The sequence below is a fragment of the Brevundimonas sp. genome (genome assembly GCF_041648115.1).
Lineage (GTDB): Bacteria > Pseudomonadota > Alphaproteobacteria > Caulobacterales > Caulobacteraceae > Brevundimonas.
Genome location: NZ_JBAZPR010000011.1, coordinates 107,919 through 126,686, shown reverse-complemented (window position 1 = coordinate 126,686; position 18,768 = coordinate 107,919). Strand labels below are relative to the sequence as shown.

General features: G+C 65.7%; 23 protein-coding genes and 1 riboswitch. Of the genes, 6 read left to right on the top strand and 17 right to left on the bottom strand.

Annotated features, from left to right (window positions below; genetic code table 11):
* Positions 1-36: 36 nt before the first annotated feature.
* Positions 37-642 carry a hypothetical protein gene (locus WC597_RS11830; RefSeq protein WP_372693498.1) on the top strand — a complete coding sequence of 202 codons (606 nt, stop codon included), beginning with the start codon at positions 37-39 and terminating at the stop codon, positions 640-642.
* Position 643: 1 nt separating this feature from the next.
* On the top strand, positions 644-1,162 hold the full coding sequence (locus tag WC597_RS11825; RefSeq protein WP_372693497.1) for a F0F1 ATP synthase subunit B: 519 nt from the start codon (positions 644-646) through the stop codon (positions 1,160-1,162).
* Between the two features lie 77 nt (positions 1,163-1,239).
* On the opposite strand, the gene WC597_RS11820 is transcribed toward WC597_RS11825, so the two are convergent.
* The 3 genes from WC597_RS11820 to WC597_RS11810 form a co-directional block, all read right to left on the bottom strand.
* Positions 1,240-1,710 carry a DUF6789 family protein gene (locus tag WC597_RS11820; RefSeq protein WP_372693496.1) on the bottom strand — a complete coding sequence of 157 codons (471 nt, stop codon included), beginning with the start codon at positions 1,708-1,710 and terminating at the stop codon, positions 1,240-1,242.
* Between the two features lie 131 nt (positions 1,711-1,841).
* Positions 1,842-2,246: a hypothetical protein gene (locus WC597_RS11815; protein WP_372693495.1), complete on the bottom strand. Its 405-nt coding sequence runs from the start codon at positions 2,244-2,246 to the stop codon at positions 1,842-1,844.
* 242 nt (positions 2,247-2,488) lie between these two features.
* Entirely contained in the window at positions 2,489-2,722 is a 234-nt protein-coding gene (locus WC597_RS11810; RefSeq protein ID WP_372693494.1) for a helix-turn-helix domain-containing protein, read from the bottom strand.
* A gap of 191 nt (positions 2,723-2,913) precedes the next feature.
* On the opposite strand from WC597_RS11810, the gene WC597_RS11805 reads away from it, so the two are divergent.
* Entirely contained in the window at positions 2,914-3,546 is a 633-nt protein-coding gene (locus WC597_RS11805) for an FkbM family methyltransferase (protein WP_372693493.1), read from the top strand.
* Between the two features lie 5 nt (positions 3,547-3,551).
* On the opposite strand, the gene WC597_RS11800 is transcribed toward WC597_RS11805, so the two are convergent.
* From WC597_RS11800 to gcvT, 7 genes are all read right to left on the bottom strand, one after another.
* Complete coding sequence (locus WC597_RS11800) at positions 3,552-4,469, bottom strand: SDR family oxidoreductase (RefSeq protein ID WP_372693492.1); 918 nt, start codon at positions 4,467-4,469, stop codon at positions 3,552-3,554.
* Positions 4,470-4,480: 11 nt separating this feature from the next.
* The gene (locus WC597_RS11795; protein ID WP_372693491.1) at positions 4,481-4,693 is read right to left on the bottom strand and encodes a type II toxin-antitoxin system HicA family toxin; all 213 of its coding nucleotides are present in this window, start codon (positions 4,691-4,693) and stop codon (positions 4,481-4,483) included.
* On the bottom strand, positions 4,690-4,887 hold the full coding sequence (locus tag WC597_RS11790) for a type II toxin-antitoxin system HicB family antitoxin (protein WP_372693490.1): 198 nt from the start codon (positions 4,885-4,887) through the stop codon (positions 4,690-4,692). The genes WC597_RS11795 and WC597_RS11790 overlap by 4 nt, the downstream gene beginning before the upstream one ends.
* A 43-nt stretch (positions 4,888-4,930) precedes the next feature.
* A complete protein-coding gene (gene gcvPB / locus WC597_RS11785; protein ID WP_372693489.1) occupies positions 4,931-6,499 on the bottom strand; it encodes an aminomethyl-transferring glycine dehydrogenase subunit GcvPB in 1,569 nt (522 codons plus the stop codon).
* Between the two features lie 12 nt (positions 6,500-6,511).
* Positions 6,512-7,858, bottom strand: a complete 1,347-nt coding sequence (gene gcvPA, locus WC597_RS11780) for an aminomethyl-transferring glycine dehydrogenase subunit GcvPA (protein ID WP_372693488.1) — start codon at positions 7,856-7,858, stop codon at positions 6,512-6,514.
* A gap of 142 nt (positions 7,859-8,000) precedes the next feature.
* A complete protein-coding gene (gene gcvH / locus WC597_RS11775; protein WP_372693487.1) occupies positions 8,001-8,366 on the bottom strand; it encodes a glycine cleavage system protein GcvH in 366 nt (121 codons plus the stop codon).
* Positions 8,367-8,376: 10 nt separating this feature from the next.
* Positions 8,377-9,492, bottom strand: a complete 1,116-nt coding sequence (gene gcvT, locus WC597_RS11770; protein ID WP_372693486.1) for a glycine cleavage system aminomethyltransferase GcvT — start codon at positions 9,490-9,492, stop codon at positions 8,377-8,379.
* Between the two features lie 145 nt (positions 9,493-9,637).
* A riboswitch (glycine riboswitch) is annotated at positions 9,638-9,735 on the bottom strand.
* 105 nt (positions 9,736-9,840) lie between these two features.
* Between gcvT and WC597_RS11765 the strand changes: the two genes are divergently transcribed.
* The 3 genes from WC597_RS11765 to pncA all read left to right on the top strand — a co-directional run bounded on the left by WC597_RS11765 (position 9,841) and on the right by pncA (position 12,694).
* Complete coding sequence (locus WC597_RS11765) at positions 9,841-10,878, top strand: alpha/beta hydrolase (RefSeq protein WP_372693485.1); 1,038 nt, start codon at positions 9,841-9,843, stop codon at positions 10,876-10,878.
* 218 nt (positions 10,879-11,096) lie between these two features.
* Positions 11,097-12,062 (top strand): class 1 fructose-bisphosphatase, encoded by a 966-nt coding sequence (locus WC597_RS11760; protein WP_372693484.1) that lies wholly within the window; start codon positions 11,097-11,099, stop codon positions 12,060-12,062.
* The gene (gene pncA / locus WC597_RS11755) at positions 12,062-12,694 is read left to right on the top strand and encodes a bifunctional nicotinamidase/pyrazinamidase (protein WP_372693483.1); all 633 of its coding nucleotides are present in this window, start codon (positions 12,062-12,064) and stop codon (positions 12,692-12,694) included. Before WC597_RS11760 ends, pncA begins: the two co-directional genes overlap by 1 nt.
* Positions 12,695-12,874: 180 nt before the next feature.
* On the opposite strand, the gene WC597_RS11750 is transcribed toward pncA, so the two are convergent.
* The 7 genes from WC597_RS11750 to WC597_RS11720 are packed head-to-tail and all read right to left on the bottom strand — an operon-like array spanning position 12,875 to position 18,753.
* Complete coding sequence (locus tag WC597_RS11750) at positions 12,875-14,185, bottom strand: type VI secretion protein ImpB (RefSeq protein WP_372693482.1); 1,311 nt, start codon at positions 14,183-14,185, stop codon at positions 12,875-12,877.
* Between the two features lie 42 nt (positions 14,186-14,227).
* The gene (locus WC597_RS11745; protein WP_372693481.1) at positions 14,228-14,548 is read right to left on the bottom strand and encodes a hypothetical protein; all 321 of its coding nucleotides are present in this window, start codon (positions 14,546-14,548) and stop codon (positions 14,228-14,230) included.
* Positions 14,545-15,558 (bottom strand): adenosine deaminase, encoded by a 1,014-nt coding sequence (locus WC597_RS11740; protein WP_372693480.1) that lies wholly within the window; start codon positions 15,556-15,558, stop codon positions 14,545-14,547. Before WC597_RS11740 ends, WC597_RS11745 begins: the two co-directional genes overlap by 4 nt.
* A complete protein-coding gene (locus WC597_RS11735) occupies positions 15,555-15,974 on the bottom strand; it encodes a type II toxin-antitoxin system VapC family toxin (RefSeq protein ID WP_372693479.1) in 420 nt (139 codons plus the stop codon). The genes WC597_RS11740 and WC597_RS11735 overlap by 4 nt, the downstream gene beginning before the upstream one ends.
* Entirely contained in the window at positions 15,971-16,222 is a 252-nt protein-coding gene (locus WC597_RS11730) for a hypothetical protein (protein ID WP_372693478.1), read from the bottom strand. Before WC597_RS11730 ends, WC597_RS11735 begins: the two co-directional genes overlap by 4 nt.
* Before the next feature lie 47 nt (positions 16,223-16,269).
* Positions 16,270-18,072, bottom strand: coding sequence for an arginine--tRNA ligase (gene argS, locus WC597_RS11725; protein ID WP_372693477.1), 1,803 nt, complete (start codon positions 18,070-18,072; stop codon positions 16,270-16,272).
* Positions 18,073-18,753, bottom strand: coding sequence for a Tat pathway signal sequence domain protein (locus tag WC597_RS11720; RefSeq protein ID WP_372693476.1), 681 nt, complete (start codon positions 18,751-18,753; stop codon positions 18,073-18,075).
* Between the last annotated feature and the right edge of the window lie 15 nt (positions 18,754-18,768).

Sequence of the window (18,768 nt, the reverse complement as noted above, 5' to 3'; positions counted from 1 at the left end):
TCCGCGCCGCCGCGACTGTTTTCACGACGGATGAACATGGCCGCCCACTCCTCAGCATCGCCGCCGGTCCTTTCGGTGGAAGAAGCCGCCGACGTCGCGGTTCAAACCGGACATATGCCCGAGAACACGGCCCATGCCGTTTCCGAGCATGAAGCCGGAGGCTTGCCGCAGTTCGAGACCCAGCATTGGGTCGGGCAGATCGCCTATCTGCTGCTCCTGTTTGTCGTCCTTTACCTCTTGGTCGCCAAAATCTTCGCCCCGCGTATGCGTAAGGTGATGGACGAGCGCGCCGACACGATTTCCACTGCCGTCGCGACGGCCCGTCAAGTTCAGGCCGAAGCCGCCGAGCAGGCCACAGTCGCTCAGGCCGAAGTCGCCAAGGCCCGCGCCGACGCACGCGCCACCGCAGCCGCAGCCAAGGCTCGGGTGACCGAAGAGGCCAATGCCCGCCAAGCCGCTGAAGAAGCGGTCGTGAATGCTCGCATCGCCGAAGCAGAAACCTCCATCGGCAAAACGCGCGACGCGGCCATGGCCAACGTCACCACTATCGCCCATGACGCAGCGACCGCCATGGTCGAGCGTCTTACCGGCAAGGCGCCGAGCGCCGCCGACGTCGCCGCTGCGCTCAAGGGAGCCGCTTGATATGCCCGCCTTCCTCGAATTCGGCCATTTCTACAGCCTGTCCAACCCTGAACTATGGGTCGGCGTCGGTCTGCTGATCTTCCTCGGCATCCTGGTCGCCGCCGGCGTGCCCAAGATCGCCGCCAAGGCCCTGGACGCCAAGGCCGCCAAGATCCAGGCCGACCTGGACGAGGCCGCTCGCTTGCGCGCCGAGGCCGAGGCTCTGCTGGCCCAAATCCGCAAGGAGAAGGCCGAGGCCGAGGCCCAGGCCGCCGAAATGATGGCCCAGGCGGAAGCCGACGCCCGTCGTCTGGAAGTCGAAACCAAGGCCAAGCTGGAAGAGACCCTGGCCCGTCGCCAGAAGATGGCCGAGACTCGCATCGCACAGGCCGAAGCTCAGGCCTCGGCCGAGGTGAAGGCCGCCGCCGCCGAACTGGCCGCCAAGACCGCCGAACAGATCCTGACCGCCCGCATCGCCAGCGGCGCCAAGGATCCGCTGCTGGACAGCGCCATCGCCCAGATCAGCGATCGCCTGAACTGATCGGCGTGACGCTGAATGAAACAAGGCCCCCGACGTCGCCGTCGGGGGCCTTTTTCTTGGACGGTGCAGAGCCGCAGTCAGTGGGCGTGAGCACCGCCGATCATCGGGGCGCCCATACGCCTGTCGCGCGCCACCAGCCGGGCATAGACATTGCCCAGCACGATGCCGAACACGGCGTGGGTGATCAGCAGCCAGGCGAAGGTGCCGAAGCCGGCGCCGGCCGTAAAGGTCCGGTAGTTTCCGAACATGACGATGGCGGCCATCATCAGCACCCAGGCGCCGACGGCGAAGACGATGCCCTTGGTTTCGGGCGTATCGGTCGGCAGTCGGGGACAGAGGGTCGCAAACAGCGGCCCCAGGATGAAGATACCGCTGATCAGGTGGATTACCCAACCGACGGCCAAGTTCCCCGGCATGCCGATCATGCTGGCGATGACACCCTGGAAGGGATCGAACCAGTTGAGGAACATATTGGGTATTTCGAGCAGTGACGCGGCCATGGTCGCCGCAAACCCGGCGATCAGACCCTTTTGTACGCGTGACATCATGACCTTAGCGCCTCCCAACGCATGAGTGGTTCTCTGATAACGCGCAGACAGGATACGCCTGACTGGGGAGGGGCGTGTTCACGTTGCCGTGGTTAGCGGTTGCAGCAACGCAACCGCGAGATGGCCGCTAACTAGCGGAACAGCTTGCGGAAATAGCGCCGCATCTGTTTGCGGCCGCGCGACAGGCGACGACCGGACCGCTTCACCACGACCTTTTCGGCGCGCAGGGCCTGTTGCCAGAAGACCGGCGCGAACTCGGGCTTCTTCCGCATGAGTCGGCGGAACGGATAGAACCATTTCGGCCGCGCATGCTGGGCGCGGATGAACTGACGCTTGGCCCAGAACGAGCTTTTCAGAATCAGCATCAAACCGACCGCGATGACGGGAATGCCGCCGGGGCCGGGCAGGGGCGCGATCAGAATGCCCAGCAGCACCACGAACAGACCACCCGCCATCAGCGCCCAGCGTTTCACGACGCGCAGCGTGCGGCTGTGCTGTTTGGAAGGCCGGTCGAGGAGGGTGGTCAGAAAGGTCACGAATACGCCAGATGGGGAGGGGAGGCCCGCATGACAACGAACGCCCCGGCCGCGCGATCCCTCGTCGGGAAAGGAAAGGGCGACCGTGACGACGTTGCCACAACACCCTTAACGTCCTGCATCGATGGCGCCGGGATGTCCGGTGGGTGAAGCTTTCGTCATGTTCGTGTGTGACGCCCGTGCCGTTGCAGGCGCGACACAGAACGCGATTGCGCGTGCCGCCTGCTTAGAATTCTTTGAGTTCAGCCTTCGGATTCCGACGGACCTGCTTCCGGCGTCAGCAAGACAGCAGGCTTCACGTTCAGAGCATCAGCAATCTTGACCAGAAATTTCAAAGAGGGATTTTCTTCGGCTCGTTCGACGCCGGCGACATAGCGCATGGCCACGCTTGCGTCATGAGCCAGCTGCTCCTGGGTCAGGCCCTTGGCCTTTCGCAAACGACGAATGTTGCGCCCGACGATCTCCTCCCAAGTCATCCGCGCATGAGGCGGGCGGAGGCAAAATAGCTCTAGGATCTATTCTGCCTATTTCATCGTTCAGCGACAGGCAGTATAGACCCTGTTTTCTGGCGAACCGAACGCAGGCGAAGATAATGAGAGCACGTTTCCTGTGGAGGGCGTATCGCGCAAGGTTCCGAGATCAGGCCACGGAACTGGCGCTGCTCAGGATGCGCATCTCAAGCGGTGACGTCGTGTGCGACATCGGCGCCAACAAGGGCAGTTACTTGTACTGGATGTCGCGTTGGGCGGGACGGGTGGCGGCCTTCGAACCGCAACCGCAACTGGCCGAATACATCCGATCCGCGGCGCACCGGCTACGATTGGACAACATCGTGATCGAGGCGGCGGCGGTTTCAGATCGGTCGGGCCATTGCGACCTCTATGTGCCTTCGCCTGGCTCTCCCGAAGCCAGTATCGCGCCGATCGCGGGCGCCGAGACACTGCGCGTCCCGATGGTCTCGCTGGACGATTATTTTAACGATGGCTCACGCGTGGCCTTGCTGAAGGTGGATGTCGAGGGGGCGGAACTGGACGTGTTCAAGGGCGCCGAACGCATTCTGCGTCAGCATCGCCCCGTGCTTCTCTTCGAGTGTGAACAGCGCCACTTACGGACTGGGACGGTGTACGACTGTTTTTCTTATCTGGAAGCGCGGGGATACAGAGGCGCTTTCGTCCAAGGGCGAACACTGAAGCCGGTGTCGGAGTTCGATCTGGCCCTACATCAAAGCCAGAAGGGCGAGCGGTTCTGGCGTGACCCCGACTATTGCAACAACTTCCTGTTCGAACCCAACCAAGGCTAGATTCGTCAGCCATAGCGCACGCCGGTCAGGGTCTCGGACTGGCTCCAGAGCCGGCGGGCGACATCGGCGTCCCTGGCCTGGCGCTTGATGATGGCGACGCCGGGCGGGCCCTTCATTTCCTGGAACCCGGTGGGGCCGTAATAGCCGGCGGGGACCACATCAGGCAGGGTCGCGGCCATCAGGATCGGCAGGGCGCCGTCGGCGGCGGAATGGCTGAGCACACTCTCCAGCAGGCTAGCGCCGTGCGCGAACAGGCCGGGCTTTCCGGCATGGCCGTTGGCGATCAGGTCCGTGCGGGCGAAGCCGGGATGGGCGGCGACGCTGGTCAGGCTCCAGCCCTGCGCATCGCTGCGGCGCTGAAGCTCGATGGCGAACATCAGCATGGCCAGTTTCGATTGCTGATAGACGGTCCAGGGGCTGTAGCCGGTCTGATAGTTCAGGTCGTCCAGACGGATATGGCCGCTGCGATGGGCGACGCTGGACAGTTGGACGACACGGGCTTTCGCGGCGGTCAGCAGGGGCAGAAGGCGGCCGACCAGGGCGAAGTGAGACAGGTAGTTGGTGCCAAGCTGCATCTCGAACCCGTCGACGGTCGTCTGCCGCGTCGGCAGGGCCATGATCCCGGCGTTGTCGATCAGGATGTCGATGGGGTGGCCATCCGCCAGATGCCGCTCGGCGAAGGCCTCGACCGAGGACAGGGCGCCAAGGTCCAGCAGGTCGAACCGCACGACGGCGTTGGGATGCCGTGAGCGGATCAGCCGTTCGGCCTCGGCGCCCTTGGCCGGATAGCGGGCGGCCAGCACGACTTCGACGCCCTTGCCCGCCAGCACCAGGGCGGTCTCAAGCCCCAGCCCGCCGGTCGCGCCGGTGATGACGGCGCGCTTGCCGGAGAGGTCGGGGATGTCGTTGGCGGTCCAGGTCATTCAAATCTTTACTAGAGGTCACGAGGCAGCAGGCCTGTCGTCTTCGCGATCCGCGCGAGCATGCGCGGTCCGATCTCTTCGTCGTCATGAAAAGCGAAAACGACATCGGCCCAGCCTTGGCGCGACAGGGTTCTATGCGAGCCGGAACGTCTCTTCTCGATCCAACCCAGCCGATGCAGGGCGGCCAGAACGCGACGCGCCTTTGCGCTGGGCCATTGGCTCATGCGGCGGCGAAGAACTGGCCCAGTTCAGGTGCGGGCTCGCCGTTGTCAAGCCGATCCGCCAAGACGCGCAGCACCAGGGCCTCGACCTTGGCGACGGCTTCGTCGCGCGTAGCGCCATAGGCGAGCGCGCCAGGCACCGCCTCGATCTCGGCGATCCAGCGCCCGTCTTCTTCCTGTTCGACCACGACCTGCATGAGATCAGGGTCGCCCGAAAGACGGGCGCTGTCGAGTCGGGCTTTACGCCGCCTGGTTCGATCCGGCCGGCGCCGACCAGCGCAGGACCGGCGAGCGGGCGGCGCGGGTTTCGTCCAGGCGTTTCAGCGGGGCGTGGAAGGGGGCGCCCTTAAAGCGATCGACGTCGCCGGCTTTCGCCGCCTCGGCCAGAAGGCGCATGGCGTGGATGAAGCGATCCAGTTCGGCCTTGGATTCGGTTTCCGTCGGCTCGATCAGCATGGCGCCGTGGACGACCAGCGGGAAATACATGGTCATCGGGTGGAAACCCTCGTCGATCATCGCCTTGGCGAAGTCGAGCGTGGTGATGTCCGTGCCCTTCAGCCATTCGTCGTCGAACAGGGCCTCGTGCATGCAGGGGCCGTCGGGGAAGGCGGCCGACATCAGGTCAGACAGACGAGCCTTGATGTAGTTGGCGTTCAGGACGGCGTCTTCCGCCACCTGACGCAGGCCGTCGGCGCCGTGCGACATCATGTAGGACAGGGCGCGCACATACATGCCCATCTGGCCCTGGAAGGCGCACAGACGACCGAAGGCCTGTTCCGCCTCGTCTTCCTCGCGCTCGATCAGGCGATAGCCGTTATCGTCGTGCACGACCCAGGGGGCCGGGGCGAAGGGGGCCAGGGCCTCGGACAGCACGACCGGACCCGCGCCCGGACCGCCGCCGCCGTGGGGCGTCGAGAAGGTCTTGTGCAGGTTGATGTGCATGGCGTCGACGCCCAGGTCGCCGGGGCGGACCCGGCCGACGATGGCGTTGAAGTTGGCCCCGTCGCAGTAGAAATAGGCGCCGGCCTCGTGCGTCAGGCGGCTGATCTCCAGGATGTCGCGCTCGAACAGGCCGCAGGTGTTGGGGTTGGTCACCATGATGGCGGCGACATCGTCGCCCTGCTTGGACGCCAGGTCCGCCACGTCCACGCGGCCGTCCTCGGTCTGGGCGACCTCGACGACGGTATAGCCGACGAAGGCGGCCGTGGCCGGGTTGGTGCCGTGGGCGGATGTCGGCACCAGCACCTTGCGGCGCTTCTCATGCTGGCCCGAGGCCTCGTGCGCAGCGCGGATGGCCATCAGGCCGCACAGTTCGCCGTGCGCGCCTGCTTTCGGAGAAAGCGCGACGGCGGGCATGCCGGTCAGCGTCTTCAGCCAGTGGGCCAGGGTATCCATCAGCTCCAGCGCGCCCTGCACCGTCGAGATCGGCTGCAGCGGGTGAATGTCGGAGAATCCGGCCAGGCGCGCCATCTTCTCGTTCAGGCGCGGGTTGTGCTTCATCGTGCACGAGCCCAGCGGATAGATGGCCAGGTCGATGGCGTGGTTCTTTTGGCTCAGACGCACATAGTGGCGCATGGTTTCCGGCTCGGACAGGCCGGGCAGGCCGATCGGATCCTTGCGAACCAGGTCGCCCAGGTCGGAGCCGTCCGTCTTGGGTTCCGGCAAATCGACACCGGTCTTGCCCCAGCCGTCGCCCTCGAAGATCAGGGCCTCGTTCTGCAACAGGCCGCGGCCGCCCGTCAGGGTGGCGGGCTTGGTCTGGACCTGGTTCGGGGCGGTCGGGCGGCCGACGGTGTTCATGGTGCTCATGGTCAGTGTCCCTTACGCGCCGAGGACTTTGGAGAGCGACTTGGCGAGGATCTGAATGTCAGCATCCAGCGTCGTCTCGGTCGCGGCGACCAGCAGGACATCATCCATACCGGCGTCGGGGGCCAGGCGGCTGTAGGGCACGCCGGCCAGGATGTGATGGCCGGCCAGCGCATCCACGACCTCGGCCGCGTTCCTGGGCAGGCGCACCGCGAACTCGTTGAAGAAGCGCGAGGTCAGGATTTCCACGCCAGGGATGGCGGCCAGGGCGTCGCGGGTGGCGACGGCCTTTTCGTGGTTCAGCAGGGCCAGTTTGCGCAGGCCCGTCTCGCCCAACAGGCTCATGTGAATGGTGAAGGCCAGGGTGCAGAGGCCCGAGTTGGTGCAGATGTTCGACGTCGCCTTGTCGCGGCGGATATGCTGCTCGCGCGTCGACAGGGTCAGGACGAAGCCGCGCTCTCCGTCGGCGTCCACCGTCTCGCCGGTCAGGCGGCCGGGCATCTGGCGGATCAGCTTCTCTCGCGTGGCGAACAGGCCGACATAGGGACCGCCGAAGTTCAGGGCGTTGCCGATCGACTGGCCCTCGGCCGCGACGATGTCGGCGCCCATCTCGCCGGGCGATTTCAGCAGGCCCATCGACACGGCCTCGGTGACCACGACGATCAGCAGGGCGCCGGCGGCGTGGGCGGCCTCGGCGATCTTCGTGACATCGGTCGCTGTGCCGAAGACGTTGGGGGTCTGGACGACGACGCAGGCCGTGTCGGGACCGATCTGGTCGATCACGGCGGCCTCCGCGTCGACGGCGGCGGGCAGGGCCAGGGTCTCGACGCCGACGGCGTGGACCACGGTCTCGGTCGCCTTGACGTAGTGGGGATGGACGCCGCCCGAAATCACCGCCTTGTTGCGACGGGTCACGCGGGTCGCCATCAGCACGCCCTCGGCCATGGCGGTCGAGCCGTCATAAAGGCTGGCGTTGGCGACGGGCATGCCGGTCAGGTTCGCGACCTGGGTCTGGAACTCATACAGGTACTGCAGCGTCCCCTGCGCGATTTCCGGCTGGTAGGGGGTGTAGCTGGTCAGGAACTCCGAGCGCTGGATCACGTGATCCACCGTCGCCGGGACGTGGTGCTTGTAGGCCCCTGCGCCGCAGAAGAAGGGCACGGCGCCGGCCGTGGCGTTCTTGGCCGCCATGGCGGACAGGGCGCGTTCGACCTCAAGCTCGCCCGCCACGCGGGGAAGGTCCACGGGGCCGTCCAGCCGCGCCGATTGCGGCACGTCCACGAACAGGTCGTCGATCGATTTCGCGCCGATGGCGGCGAGCATCGCCGTGCGGTCGTCGGGCGTCAGGGGGAGATAACGCATTTTCTAATCCGCTCATCCCCGCGAAAGCGGGGACCTAGTGCTTTGGGCGACCGATGTGGCCGGAGGAGTTTCCGCCCATCCCAGCACTGTTCTCGCGAAAGAACTGGGTCCCCGCCTTCGCGGGGATGAGCGGAAGGGGAAATCAGAGGGTGGCGAGGAAGGCGTCGTAGGCGGCCTGGTCCATCAGGGCGTCCAGTTGCGAGGCGTCCGAGACCTTGATCCTGGCGAACCAGCCGTCGGCTTCGGCGGCCGAGTTGACGGTTTCCGGGGCGGTCGACAGGGCGTCGTTGGCCTCGACCACTTCGCCCGAGACGGGGGCGTAGACGTCCGACGCCGCCTTGACGCTCTCGACCACGGCGAAGCTGTCGCCCTTCGAGACGGTCTTGCCGACCTCAGGCACCTCGACGAATACCACGTCGCCCAAGGCGTCGGCGGCGTGTTTGGAGATGCCGACGGTGGCGATGTCGCCGTCCAGGCTGACCCACTCGTGATCCTTGGTGAACTTCATGATCTGATCCTCAGACGGTCTTGGGTTTGCGGTAATACCGTTGCGCCACGAAGGGCATGGCGACGACTTCGGCGGCGGCGGTCTTGCCGCGCACGATGACCTTCAGGTCCGCGCCCAGCTCGGAAAAAGCGGGAGGCACGAAACCCATGGCGATGTTCTGGCCCAGCGTAGGCGAGGGGCCGCCCGAGGTGACCTTGCCGATAACGTTGCCATCGGCGTCGGCGATCTCGGCGCCTTCGCGGGCCGGGGCGCCTTCCTTGACGATCAGGCCGATGCGGACGCGTGACGGACCGTCGGCCAGTTCCTTCAGGATGCGGTCGGCGCCGTTGAAGTCCGCGCGCTCCTTGCGGGACTTGGACAGGGCGAACGTCAGCGCGCCTTCGACCGGCGAGGTCGTCGGGTCGATGTCGTGGCCGTGCAGCGGCAGGCCGGCTTCCAGACGCAAGCTGTCGCGGGCGCCCAGACCGATCGGCTTGACGCGGGCGTCTTCCAGAATGGCGTTCCAGATGCGCTCGGCCTGGTCCGCGGGGACCGAGATCTCATAGCCGTCTTCGCCGGTGTAGCCCGAGCGGGACACATAGCAGTCGGCGCCGAACAGCATCAGCCGGGCGCATTCCATGAAGCCCATCTCGGCCAGGACCGGCTCGTGCGCCGCCATGACCTCGGCGGCTTCCGGCCCCTGGATGGCGATCAGGGCGCGGTCCAGAACCGTCAGCCTGGCGTCGCCCTCCAGGTTCGCGTCCCAGAAGGCGAAGTCCTCGTCCTTGTTGCCAGCGTTGACGACGACGAACAGGCCGTCGTGATCGGGGCGGCCGGCCATCAGGTCGTCGATGATCCCGCCCTTGTCGTTCAGCAGCAGCGAATATTTCTGCTTGCCGGCCTTCAGGATCGCATAGTCGCCGGGCACGAAACGCTCGAACTGGGCGGTCGCATCCTCGCCGGTGATCTTGCACTGGCCCATGTGCGACACGTCGAACAGGCCGGCGTGTTCGCGGGTCCAGCGGTGCTCGGCCAGAACGCCCTCATACTGGACCGGCATGTCGTAGCCGCCGAAGCCCACCATGCGGGCCCCCAGCGCGCGGTGCGCGGCGTTCAGAGCGGTCGTCTTCAGGGTCTGGTCAGTCATGGTTCAGGCTTTCACGGTCGCGTGTTGTGGCGGAGCTCCGCCGTCCTCGCGCCCCCGCTGTCCTGAAGCCTGAGAGATTCCGGCGACCAAATCATGTCGCCTTGCTCCGTCGGCGCGCCCATCGAGAGCGACTTTCCAGCGTCCGTATGCTGTCGCGGTCCGTTTGCCTGAGCGTTTCCGGGGCGGTTGCGCCTTCGGCGTCGAGGTCTGTTTCCAGACTCCGAACTCTCCCGCGAGAGCGCTCGACCTAAGGCATCGACTCTGGTCCCAAGTCAAGCGGTCGGGGAACAAGGATGCGTGGGGCGGGTTGTCGTGAGGAGCCCCCACTCTAAACCCAGGAATTCCAAAATGTCGATTATAGACAAGCTGTTCGGCGACAACGACAAGCCGCGTGACACCCCAGCCAAGGCCGACGGCCCGATGCAGAAGGTGCTGGACGAACTGGCGTCTCTCGGCGGCAAGCCGATCGAGACCTTGTCGCCGGCCGAGGCGCGTCAGCAGCCGACTCCGACCGACGCGGTGAAATCCCTGCTGCGCAAGGACGGCAAGGACCCCAGCGATGATCTGGGCGTCAAGACGACCGACATCACCATCCCCGGCGCCGCCGGCCCTATCCAGGCACGCATCTACAAGCCGCACGACCATTCCGAGGACAAGCTGCATCCGGTCGTGGTCTATTTTCACGGCGGCGGCTTCGTGATCGCGGATCTGGACGTCTACGACGGTGGCCCGCGCGGCGTGTCCAAGATGGCGGATGTGATCGTGGTGTCGGTCCATTATCGCCAGGCCCCGGAACATCATTTCCCCGCCGCCCACGACGACGCCCTCGCCGCCTATCGCTGGGTGCTGGACAACGCCCAGAGCTTCCACGGCGACCCGCAGAAGGTGGCGGTCATGGGCGAGAGCGCCGGCGGCAACCTGGCCATCGGCGTGTCGATGATGGCGCGCGATGCGGGCGTGACCCTGCCGGTGCATCAGGTGCTGGTCTATCCGGTCGCCGGCGTGGACATGGACAATGAGTCGTACGTCGAGAACGCCGACGCCAAGCCGCTGAACAAGCCGATGATGAAGTGGTTCGTGAAGCACATCTTCGCCAACGAGGCCGACGCCCAGGATCCGCGCATCAACATCGTCGAAAAGGCGAACCTGGCCGGCCTGCCGTCCTCGACCGTCATCTGCGCCGAGATCGACCCCCTGCGCACCGAAGGCGAACTGCTTGCCGAGAAGCTGGAACAGGCGGGTGTGGACGTGCGTCACAAGACCTTCCACGGCTCGACGCACGAGTTCTTCGGCATGGCGACGGTCGTGCCGGACGCCATGGCGGCGCAGACGTTCGCGGCGCACGAACTGAAGCGGGCGTTCGGTACGGCGATCCTGCCAATCTGAGTTTGAGGCCCTTCTCCCTGAGGGAGAAGGTGGCCCGAAGGGCCGGATGAGGGGTTACGGTGCTGATCGCGTCGCACAGCGTAACCCCTCACCCTTTCGCGCTAACCAATCGCTACGCTCTCGGGCGCTCAAGCCCTCTCCCAACGGGAGAGGGTTTTTCTTGCGGTGTGGCGTCTCGCCCGCCAAGAACGGGCGACCTTCAGAACCGGATCGACCGCATGACCCGCACAAGCCTCGACGCCCATATCGCCGCCCTGGATGCGCCCGAGGGTCTGAAGACGGTCCTGACCGTCGTCGCCGCGACCTGCGCCGAGATCAGCGATGTCGTTGCAGGCGGTGCCCTTGCCGGGGCGCTGGGCGCTTCTGGCCGGATCAACGTCCAGGACGAGGAGCAGAAGAAGCTCGACGTCATGACCAACGACATGCTGACCGACGCGCTGCTGGCCAGCCCCGCCGTCGCCGGCGTCGCGTCCGAGGAGATGGACGAGGTCCAGCCCGCGACCAATCCGGCCGGCGAATATCTGGTCCTGTTCGACCCGCTGGATGGTTCGTCCAACATCGACATCAACGCCCCCGTCGGCACCATCGTCTCGGTGCTGAAGTCCGCGACCGCGACGCCGACCGAGGCCGACTTCCTGCAGCCGGGCCGCAATCAGGTGGCCGCCGTCTATGCCGTCTATGGACCGCAGACCATGCTGGTGCTGACGACCGGAGCGGGCGTGAAGGGGTTCACCCTGTCGAACGACGGCGACTGGCTGCTGACCCACGACGACATCTCCATCTCGCCGGACACTAGGGAGTTCGCGATCAACATGTCGAACCTGCGCCACTGGTCCGAGCCGGTGCAGACCTATGTCGGCGACCTGCTGAAGGGCGAGGACGGTCCGCGCGGCAAGAACTTCAACATGCGCTGGGTCGCGGCCATGGTCGCAGACGTTCACCGCATCCTGATGCGCGGCGGGGTCTTCCTCTATCCGTGGGACAGGCGGGAGCCGAACAAGCCCGGCAAGCTGCGCCTGATGTACGAAGGCAATCCGATGGCCTTCCTGGTCGAACAGGCCGGCGGCAAGGCGACGACGGACGGACAGCAGGCGATCCTGGACGTGCAGCCCGAGCATCTGCACCAACGTATCCCGGTCGCGCTGGGCTCGGCCAACGAGATCGACGCCTACGCGGGCGTCTGATGAAGATCGCCGCGACAGACGCGCTTCTGGTCATCGACCCGCAGAACGACTTCTGCGAGGGCGGCAGTCTGGCGGTCGAGGGCGGGGCGGCGATCATGCCGCTGATCAACCGGCTGGCCGAGCGGTTCGATCGGGTGGTCGTGACCCAGGACTGGCATACGCCGGACCAGATTTCGTTCGCCTCCAACCACCCCGGCGCGACGCCCTTCACCGAGATCGAAGTCGGTTACGGTCGCCAGATGCTGTGGCCGGATCATTGCATTCAGGGATCGCCCGGCGCCGTCTTCCATCCCGATGTCGCCCCGACGGTCGAGAAGGCCCTGGCCGTGATCCGCAAGGGCTATAATCCGGCGGTCGATTCCTATTCCGGCTTCTTCGAGAACGACCATCGCACCGCGACGGGCCTCGCCGGCCTGTTGCGTGACCTGGGCGTGACCCGCGTCTTCCTCGCGGGCCTGGCCTTCGACTACTGCGTCCGCTTCACCGCCGAGGACGCGGTTCGGCTGGGCTTTGAGACCGTTGTGATTTCGGACGCCAGCCGCGCTATCGCCCCGCCGACCGAAGCGACGGCGCGGGACAGTTTCCAAGCGCTGGGGGTGGTGGAGATCGAGGCGGCATCACTCTTCGGCTGATCTCTTTTTTCGTCATCCTCCGGCGCGAAGCGACCGGGGGACCCAGCGGCGCCGAAGGCGATGCGTCCGCCGCACCACCGTCGAACAGCGAACGCTCGACAGGTTCGCGCTAACGCGCGCCGCTGGGTCCCCCGGTCTGCGCCGCAAGCGGCTTGCCGGAGGATGACGAAAGGGGACAATCTACTCCCAGAAATCCTCCGCCTCCGGGATGCGGGTGAAGGCGATCTTGGCGCCGATATATTCGGGCAGACCCGCCTTGGGGCCGATGCTGACGGTGTCCTTGCCGTAGCGGCGGTTCAGCGCGTCCAGCGCCTGGGACAGGCGCAGGGACGGGGCCTCGCCGCCTTGGTCCGGGCCGGTATCGAACAGGTCCGTCTCGAAGGCGTCGCGGGATTTCAGCCCATGAACCCCGACCCCGACATAGCTCAGCCGCCCGGCCTCCAGTTCAGGCTCGACCTTGCGCCACAGGCTGTCCAGCGCGGTCAGCAGGGCGAAGGTGTCCTGCGTCGGCGCGACGGCGCAACTCATCGCCGCCGTCTCCCAGCCACGCCGGCCGCTTCTCGGCGTGGTCTTCGGCCCCATGTCCAGATGCAGGGTCAGGCTCGCCCCGGTCAGACCCATCCGCCGCAGTCGCGCCCCGCATTTGACCACCAGCCGCCGCGCCACGGCGCGCGCCTTGTCCGGGGTCCGCATGGCCTGGGCCAGGACGTGGCTGTGGCTGATGGAGGCGGGCGGCTTCTCCGGCGTCGGTTCGCTGTCCAGGCCGTGCAGGCCGCGCCAGATGCGTTCGCCCTCGATGCTGTTCCAGACTGCGCGGGCCTGTTTCGCGCTCATGGCCCACAGGCCGGCGGTGTCCGTGACGCCCGCCGCCTCCAGCCGCAGTCGCATACGCGATCCTATGCCCGGATATTTCGACAGCGGCAGGTCCAGCAACGCGCCGGGCAGTTCGTTCGCCCTGAGAATCGTCAGCCCGGCGGGCTTCTTCATGCCACAGGCGGTCTTGGCCAAAAACCGCGACGGCGCCAGTCCAATGGACGACCGCAGACAGTCGCCGACATTCTCCAGAATGCCCGCCTGTATCCTTCGGGCCAAGGCGACGGCGTTCGCCTCCAGACGCTCCGGGCCGATCAATTCGCACGAACATTCATCGATGGAGCCGATTTTCCACACCGGAATATGGCGGTCGATCTCGGCCATGATTTTCTTGTGGACGGCGACATACAGATCGGGCCGCGCCTCGGCGACGATCAGGCCGGGGCACAGTTTGCGCGCCTCCGACACCCGCATTCCGGTATGGACGCCCCAGGCCTTGCTCTCATAGCTGGCGGCGATGGCGCCGGTGTATTCGCTCTCGGCCGGCCGGACGATGACGGGCTTTCCACGCCACTCCGGGTTCATCTGCTGTTCAACGCTGGCGAAGAAGGCGTTCAGATCTACGAACAGCCAGCGAAGGCCAGCGGCGTCTTCCGCCTGTGTTCTCGCCAGCTCCATCCAAGGAACATATCAGGAACATGCAGGCGTTGGAAATGGGCCTCAGCTCAGAAAGGCGCTGATTACAAGCGCGACAACAAAGGCTGGAGCCAGCACGAATCCGGTCCTAGCCGCGTAGATGCAGCGCGTTATGAAGCGGCTTTCATAGCGACGATGGACGTCCGAAAAAATGGCATGAAAAGATGGCCCAATGCCGAAGTAGAAGACGTCTTTCGAAAAATCGAAAAAGTCCGACGTACGCTTTGGGACGATCCCGTTTCGCTTGCTGTGGTCGGCGGCTAGATGCGCCCCAAGCGCAGCCAGGAGACCGGTCGCCATGCTCAACCATAGACCAATGGACAGCGTGACTTGAATGACTGTCATTGGCGTTGCGCGTAGGTCTCGACCTCAGCCACGAACGCCGCCTTGTCCGCCTCGCTCAGGAACGCCCCCTCGAAACTGTTCTTCGCCAGTTGCGTCACCTGCTCGCGCGTCAGGCCGACGGCCTCAGCCAACCGGCTGTAGTTGTCGTTCACATAGCCGCCGAAATAGGACGGGTCGTCCGAGTTCAGGGTGACGTGCAGGCCCCGGCGCAGCATTTCGGGCACGGGGTGATCCTTCAGGTCGTCAACGACGCACAGTTTCAAGTTCGATAGCGGGCAGACGGTCAGGGTCATCTGCTCGCGCGCCAGCCGTTCGATCAACGCCTCGTCCTCCATCGAGCGATTGCCGTGGTCCATCCGGTCGATGTTCAACAGGTCCAGCGCCTCGTGCACATAGGCGGGCGGACCCTCCTCACCGGCGTGGGCGCACAGTTTCAGGCCCAGGTCGCGGGCTGCGGCGAAGACGCGCTGGAACTTGGACGGCGGGTGACCGACCTCCGACGAATCCAGCCCCACCCCGATGAAATGATGCAGATAGGGCTTGGCCGCCTCCAGGGTCGCGAAGGCCTCGTCTTCGGTCAGGTGACGCAGGAAGCTGAGGATCAGGCCGCTGCTGACGCCCAGTTCGGCCTTGGCCCGGTCCATGCCCGCGATCAGCCCCTCGACCACCACGCCGAAGGGCACGCCCCGGTCAGTATGGGTCTGGGGATCGAAGAAGATTTCGGCGTGGCGCACATTGTCGGCGGCCGCGCGCTGGAAATAGGCGAAGGCCAGATCCTCGAAATCCCGGCGCGTCAGCAGGACTGCGGCGCCTGCATAATAGATGTCCAGAAAGTCCTGCAGGTTCGAGAAATCATAGGCCGCCCGAACGGCCTCGACGCTGTCGTAAGGAATGGCGACGCCGTTCCGCTGCGCCAGTTCGAACATCAGCTCGGGCTCCAAGCTGCCCTCGATGTGCAAGTGCAGTTCAGCCTTGGGCAGGCCGGCGATATAGGCGTTGAGGTCAGTCATTGGCTTACCGAGTCGAGCAGGCGTACGTCCGCTTTTGAAACCCCTGAGCCTTGTGTCTTGCGCAGGAAACGTCCGTCTTGGGTGAAAAGTGGAGCGCTCTGACTTTCCGCCAGAGCGAGATAGAAGCAATCGTAGGCGGGATGATCCAGGGCGACGGCCAGTTCAAAAGCGCGATCGGCTAGCTCTCGCCCCGCCATCAGGCTGATGCCGAGGTTTGGCAGGGTTTCGAGAGCGATCTCAGCCTCTGCGACCAGGATGCGGCTTAGTTTGACGTTCTTCCAAAGCGCGTTGATGCATTCGCTGATGATAAGATCGGGTGCGACGCAGACCTCTGTCGCTATGAGCGTCCTGGCGACCGGGCTTTCGGCCTCTGGCAAAAGAGCGGTGATGACGACGCTGGCGTCGATCACAATCACCGTTTGTCTCGATCTTCGCGGATCAAATCAACGGAGGACGGCAGCAGTTCACCGCCTCTGCGGGCGAGGATCGAGGCGCGCAGGGCGTCGGCGCGTCTCAGCCATTCGTCCTTGCCCAACCCGCCGAACACCTGCTCCAGCGCCGCACGATGCTCGGCCTCGGCGGAACGGCCGTTCTGGACGGCGCGCACCTTGATCCGCCGTGCGATTTCATCAGGCACGTTGCGGACATGAAGGTTGGCAGGCATGGCGATCTCCATCTGCTAGCAAATATAGCATGCGGAGCGATCGCCCGCTACATCCGCTCCGGCGTGTCGATTCCCAGCAGGTTCAGCGCGATTTCCAGCTGGCGCAGCGCCGTCGCCGACAGGGCCAGGCGCGAACGCTTGGTCGCCTCATCCGGCGCGATCAGCACCGGGCAGGCGGCGTAGAATTTCGAAAAGGACTGCGCCACGCGATAGGCGTGCTCGGCCACCAGGTGCGGCATCCGCTTGTCGTAGGCGTCGGACACGGCGGTGTTGAAGGCGTCCAGCGTCAGGGCCAGGTCGCGCTCGGCCGGTTCGGCGATGACGATGGCGCCGGGCGTCAGCCCCTGTTCGGCACCCTTGCGCAGCAGGGATTTGATCCGCACCGACTGGTACAGCAGATAGGGGCCCGTCTTGCCCTCGAAGCTCATGAAGCGGTCGAGGTCGAAGACGTAGCTGGTGGTCCGCGCGTTCGACAGGTCGGCGAACTTCAGGGCGGCGATGGCCACCTTGTGCGCGATGGCCTCGAACTCCTGCGGCGACAGGTCGTCGCCCAGCTTGGCTTCGTGCAACCGTTCGCGCGCCTTGTCCGTCGCCTGGTCGATCAGGTCGCGCAGCTTCAGCACGCCTCCCGCGCGGGTCTTGAAGGGCTTGCCGTCCTGGCCGTTCATGGTGCCGAAGCCGAGATGCTCCAGCGCGTCCTCAACGGCATAACCGGCCAAGTAGGCGGCGCGAAACACCTGTTCGAAATGCTCGGCCTGGCGTTCGTCGACGACATAGAGGGCCAGGTCGGGCGACAGAGCCTTCTTGCGATCCAGGATCGTGGCCAGGTCGGTCGTGCCGTACATGGCCGAGCCTTCCGAGCTGATGACCAGCAGGGGCGGAGGAGACGGGGCCTCGATCACCGAGCCGTCGGCCAGCTTCTTCTTGCGCGTCTCGCCGGGCTTGGCCACGTGAACCACCTGGGCGCCGTCGTCCTCGACCAGCAGGCCGGTGTCCTTCAAATGCGCCAGCATTTCGGGCATCTGAGGGTCGGCGTCGCTCTCGCCGTTCCAAAGGTCGAAATCGACCGACAGGTCGCCGTATTCGCGTTTCAGCGCCTCGCGGCTGACGGCTACGAAATGTTGCCACAGCGCGCGATAGCCGGGGCGGCCGTTCTGCAGTTCCGCCGTCGCCTTGCGGGCGCGGTCGCGGAAGGCGGGGTCCTCCTTGGCCTTGCCTGCGGCCAGCGGATACAGCCGGTCGAGGTCGGCCAGGGTGACGGGCGTTTCGGCCGGGAAGGGACCGTCGCCCTCGACCATGAAGGCGTCGGCCAGGTCTTCGTCGCCGCAGGCGACGATCAGAAGCCCCATCTGGAAACCCCAGTCGCCGAAGTGGGCGTCGCCGGTGACGTGATCGCCGCGGAAACGGAACAGCCGCTTCAGGCTCTCGCCGATGATGGCGCTGCGCAGGTGGCCGACGTGCATCGGCTTGGCCACGTTCGGACCGCCGAAGTCGATGACGACCTTGCGCGGATCGGCGACGACGGCGGCGCCGGCGTGCTCGGCGTCGGCCGCGACCTCGGCGGCGCGTTCGGACAGAAGCGCGTCAGAGAGCTTCAGATTGATGAAGCCCGGCCCCGCCACTTCGACCGAGGTGAAGCGCGGATCGGCCGTCAGGCGGTCGGCGATCCGGGTCGCCAGTTCGCGCGGATTGGCCTTCAGCGCCTTGGCGGCGGCCAGGGCGCCGTTGGATTGAAAGTCGGCCAGGTCGGGGCGGTCCGACGGGGTGACGCGCGCCAGGGCCGCATCCACGCCTTCGGCGGCGAAGGCGGCGGCGACCGCTTCGCTAAGGACGGTCTTCAGATCAGCCATTTATTCGCTCGGTGCGGCGGCAGGGGCGGGGGCGGCCGGCGTCGCGCCGGCGTTGACGCGGAAGCGGCTGCCGGAGCGGTTGAACTCGGCCATTTCCGGCGTCACGTCGAAACCGACCAGGATCTCGAAGTTGCCGCCGCTGGTGTCCACGCCTGCGCGGGGGATGACGATGGTGCGTTCTTCGTTGACCGAGGCCGTCTGTTGGCCCGCGAAGTTCACCGGCAGGTCGAAATATTCCTTGGACAGGATGGCGTTGTTCCGCTCGGTCACCGCGATCCAGTAGCGATAGGTGCGCTGGTCGCCGGTCGCCTGAGGCCCACGCCCCAGGTTGAACAGCACATTCATATCGACGCGAATCGGATCGGCCTCGCGGTATACGCAGTCCGACGAAATGCCTTCGATCTCGCCGGTATAGCCGACGTTGGAAATGGCGGCGCGCCCCCCCTCCAGTTCGACGTAGCGAGCCGCCTCGTAGAGGATCTTCACATAGGGGCATGGGCCGGCGTTGGCGCGGCGGCGCAAGGGCGCGATGCGCGGCGCACGGCTGGGGGCGGCTTGCTCGCCCGACGCCGGCCGCTGCTGTCCGCCGCGCTGGCGTTGAGACATCTGGGCCTCGGCGGCGACGGGCAGGACGGAGGCCGCAATCGAGAGGGCGGCCAGGGCGGTGAACACGCGACGCATCAGCTTATTTTTCCG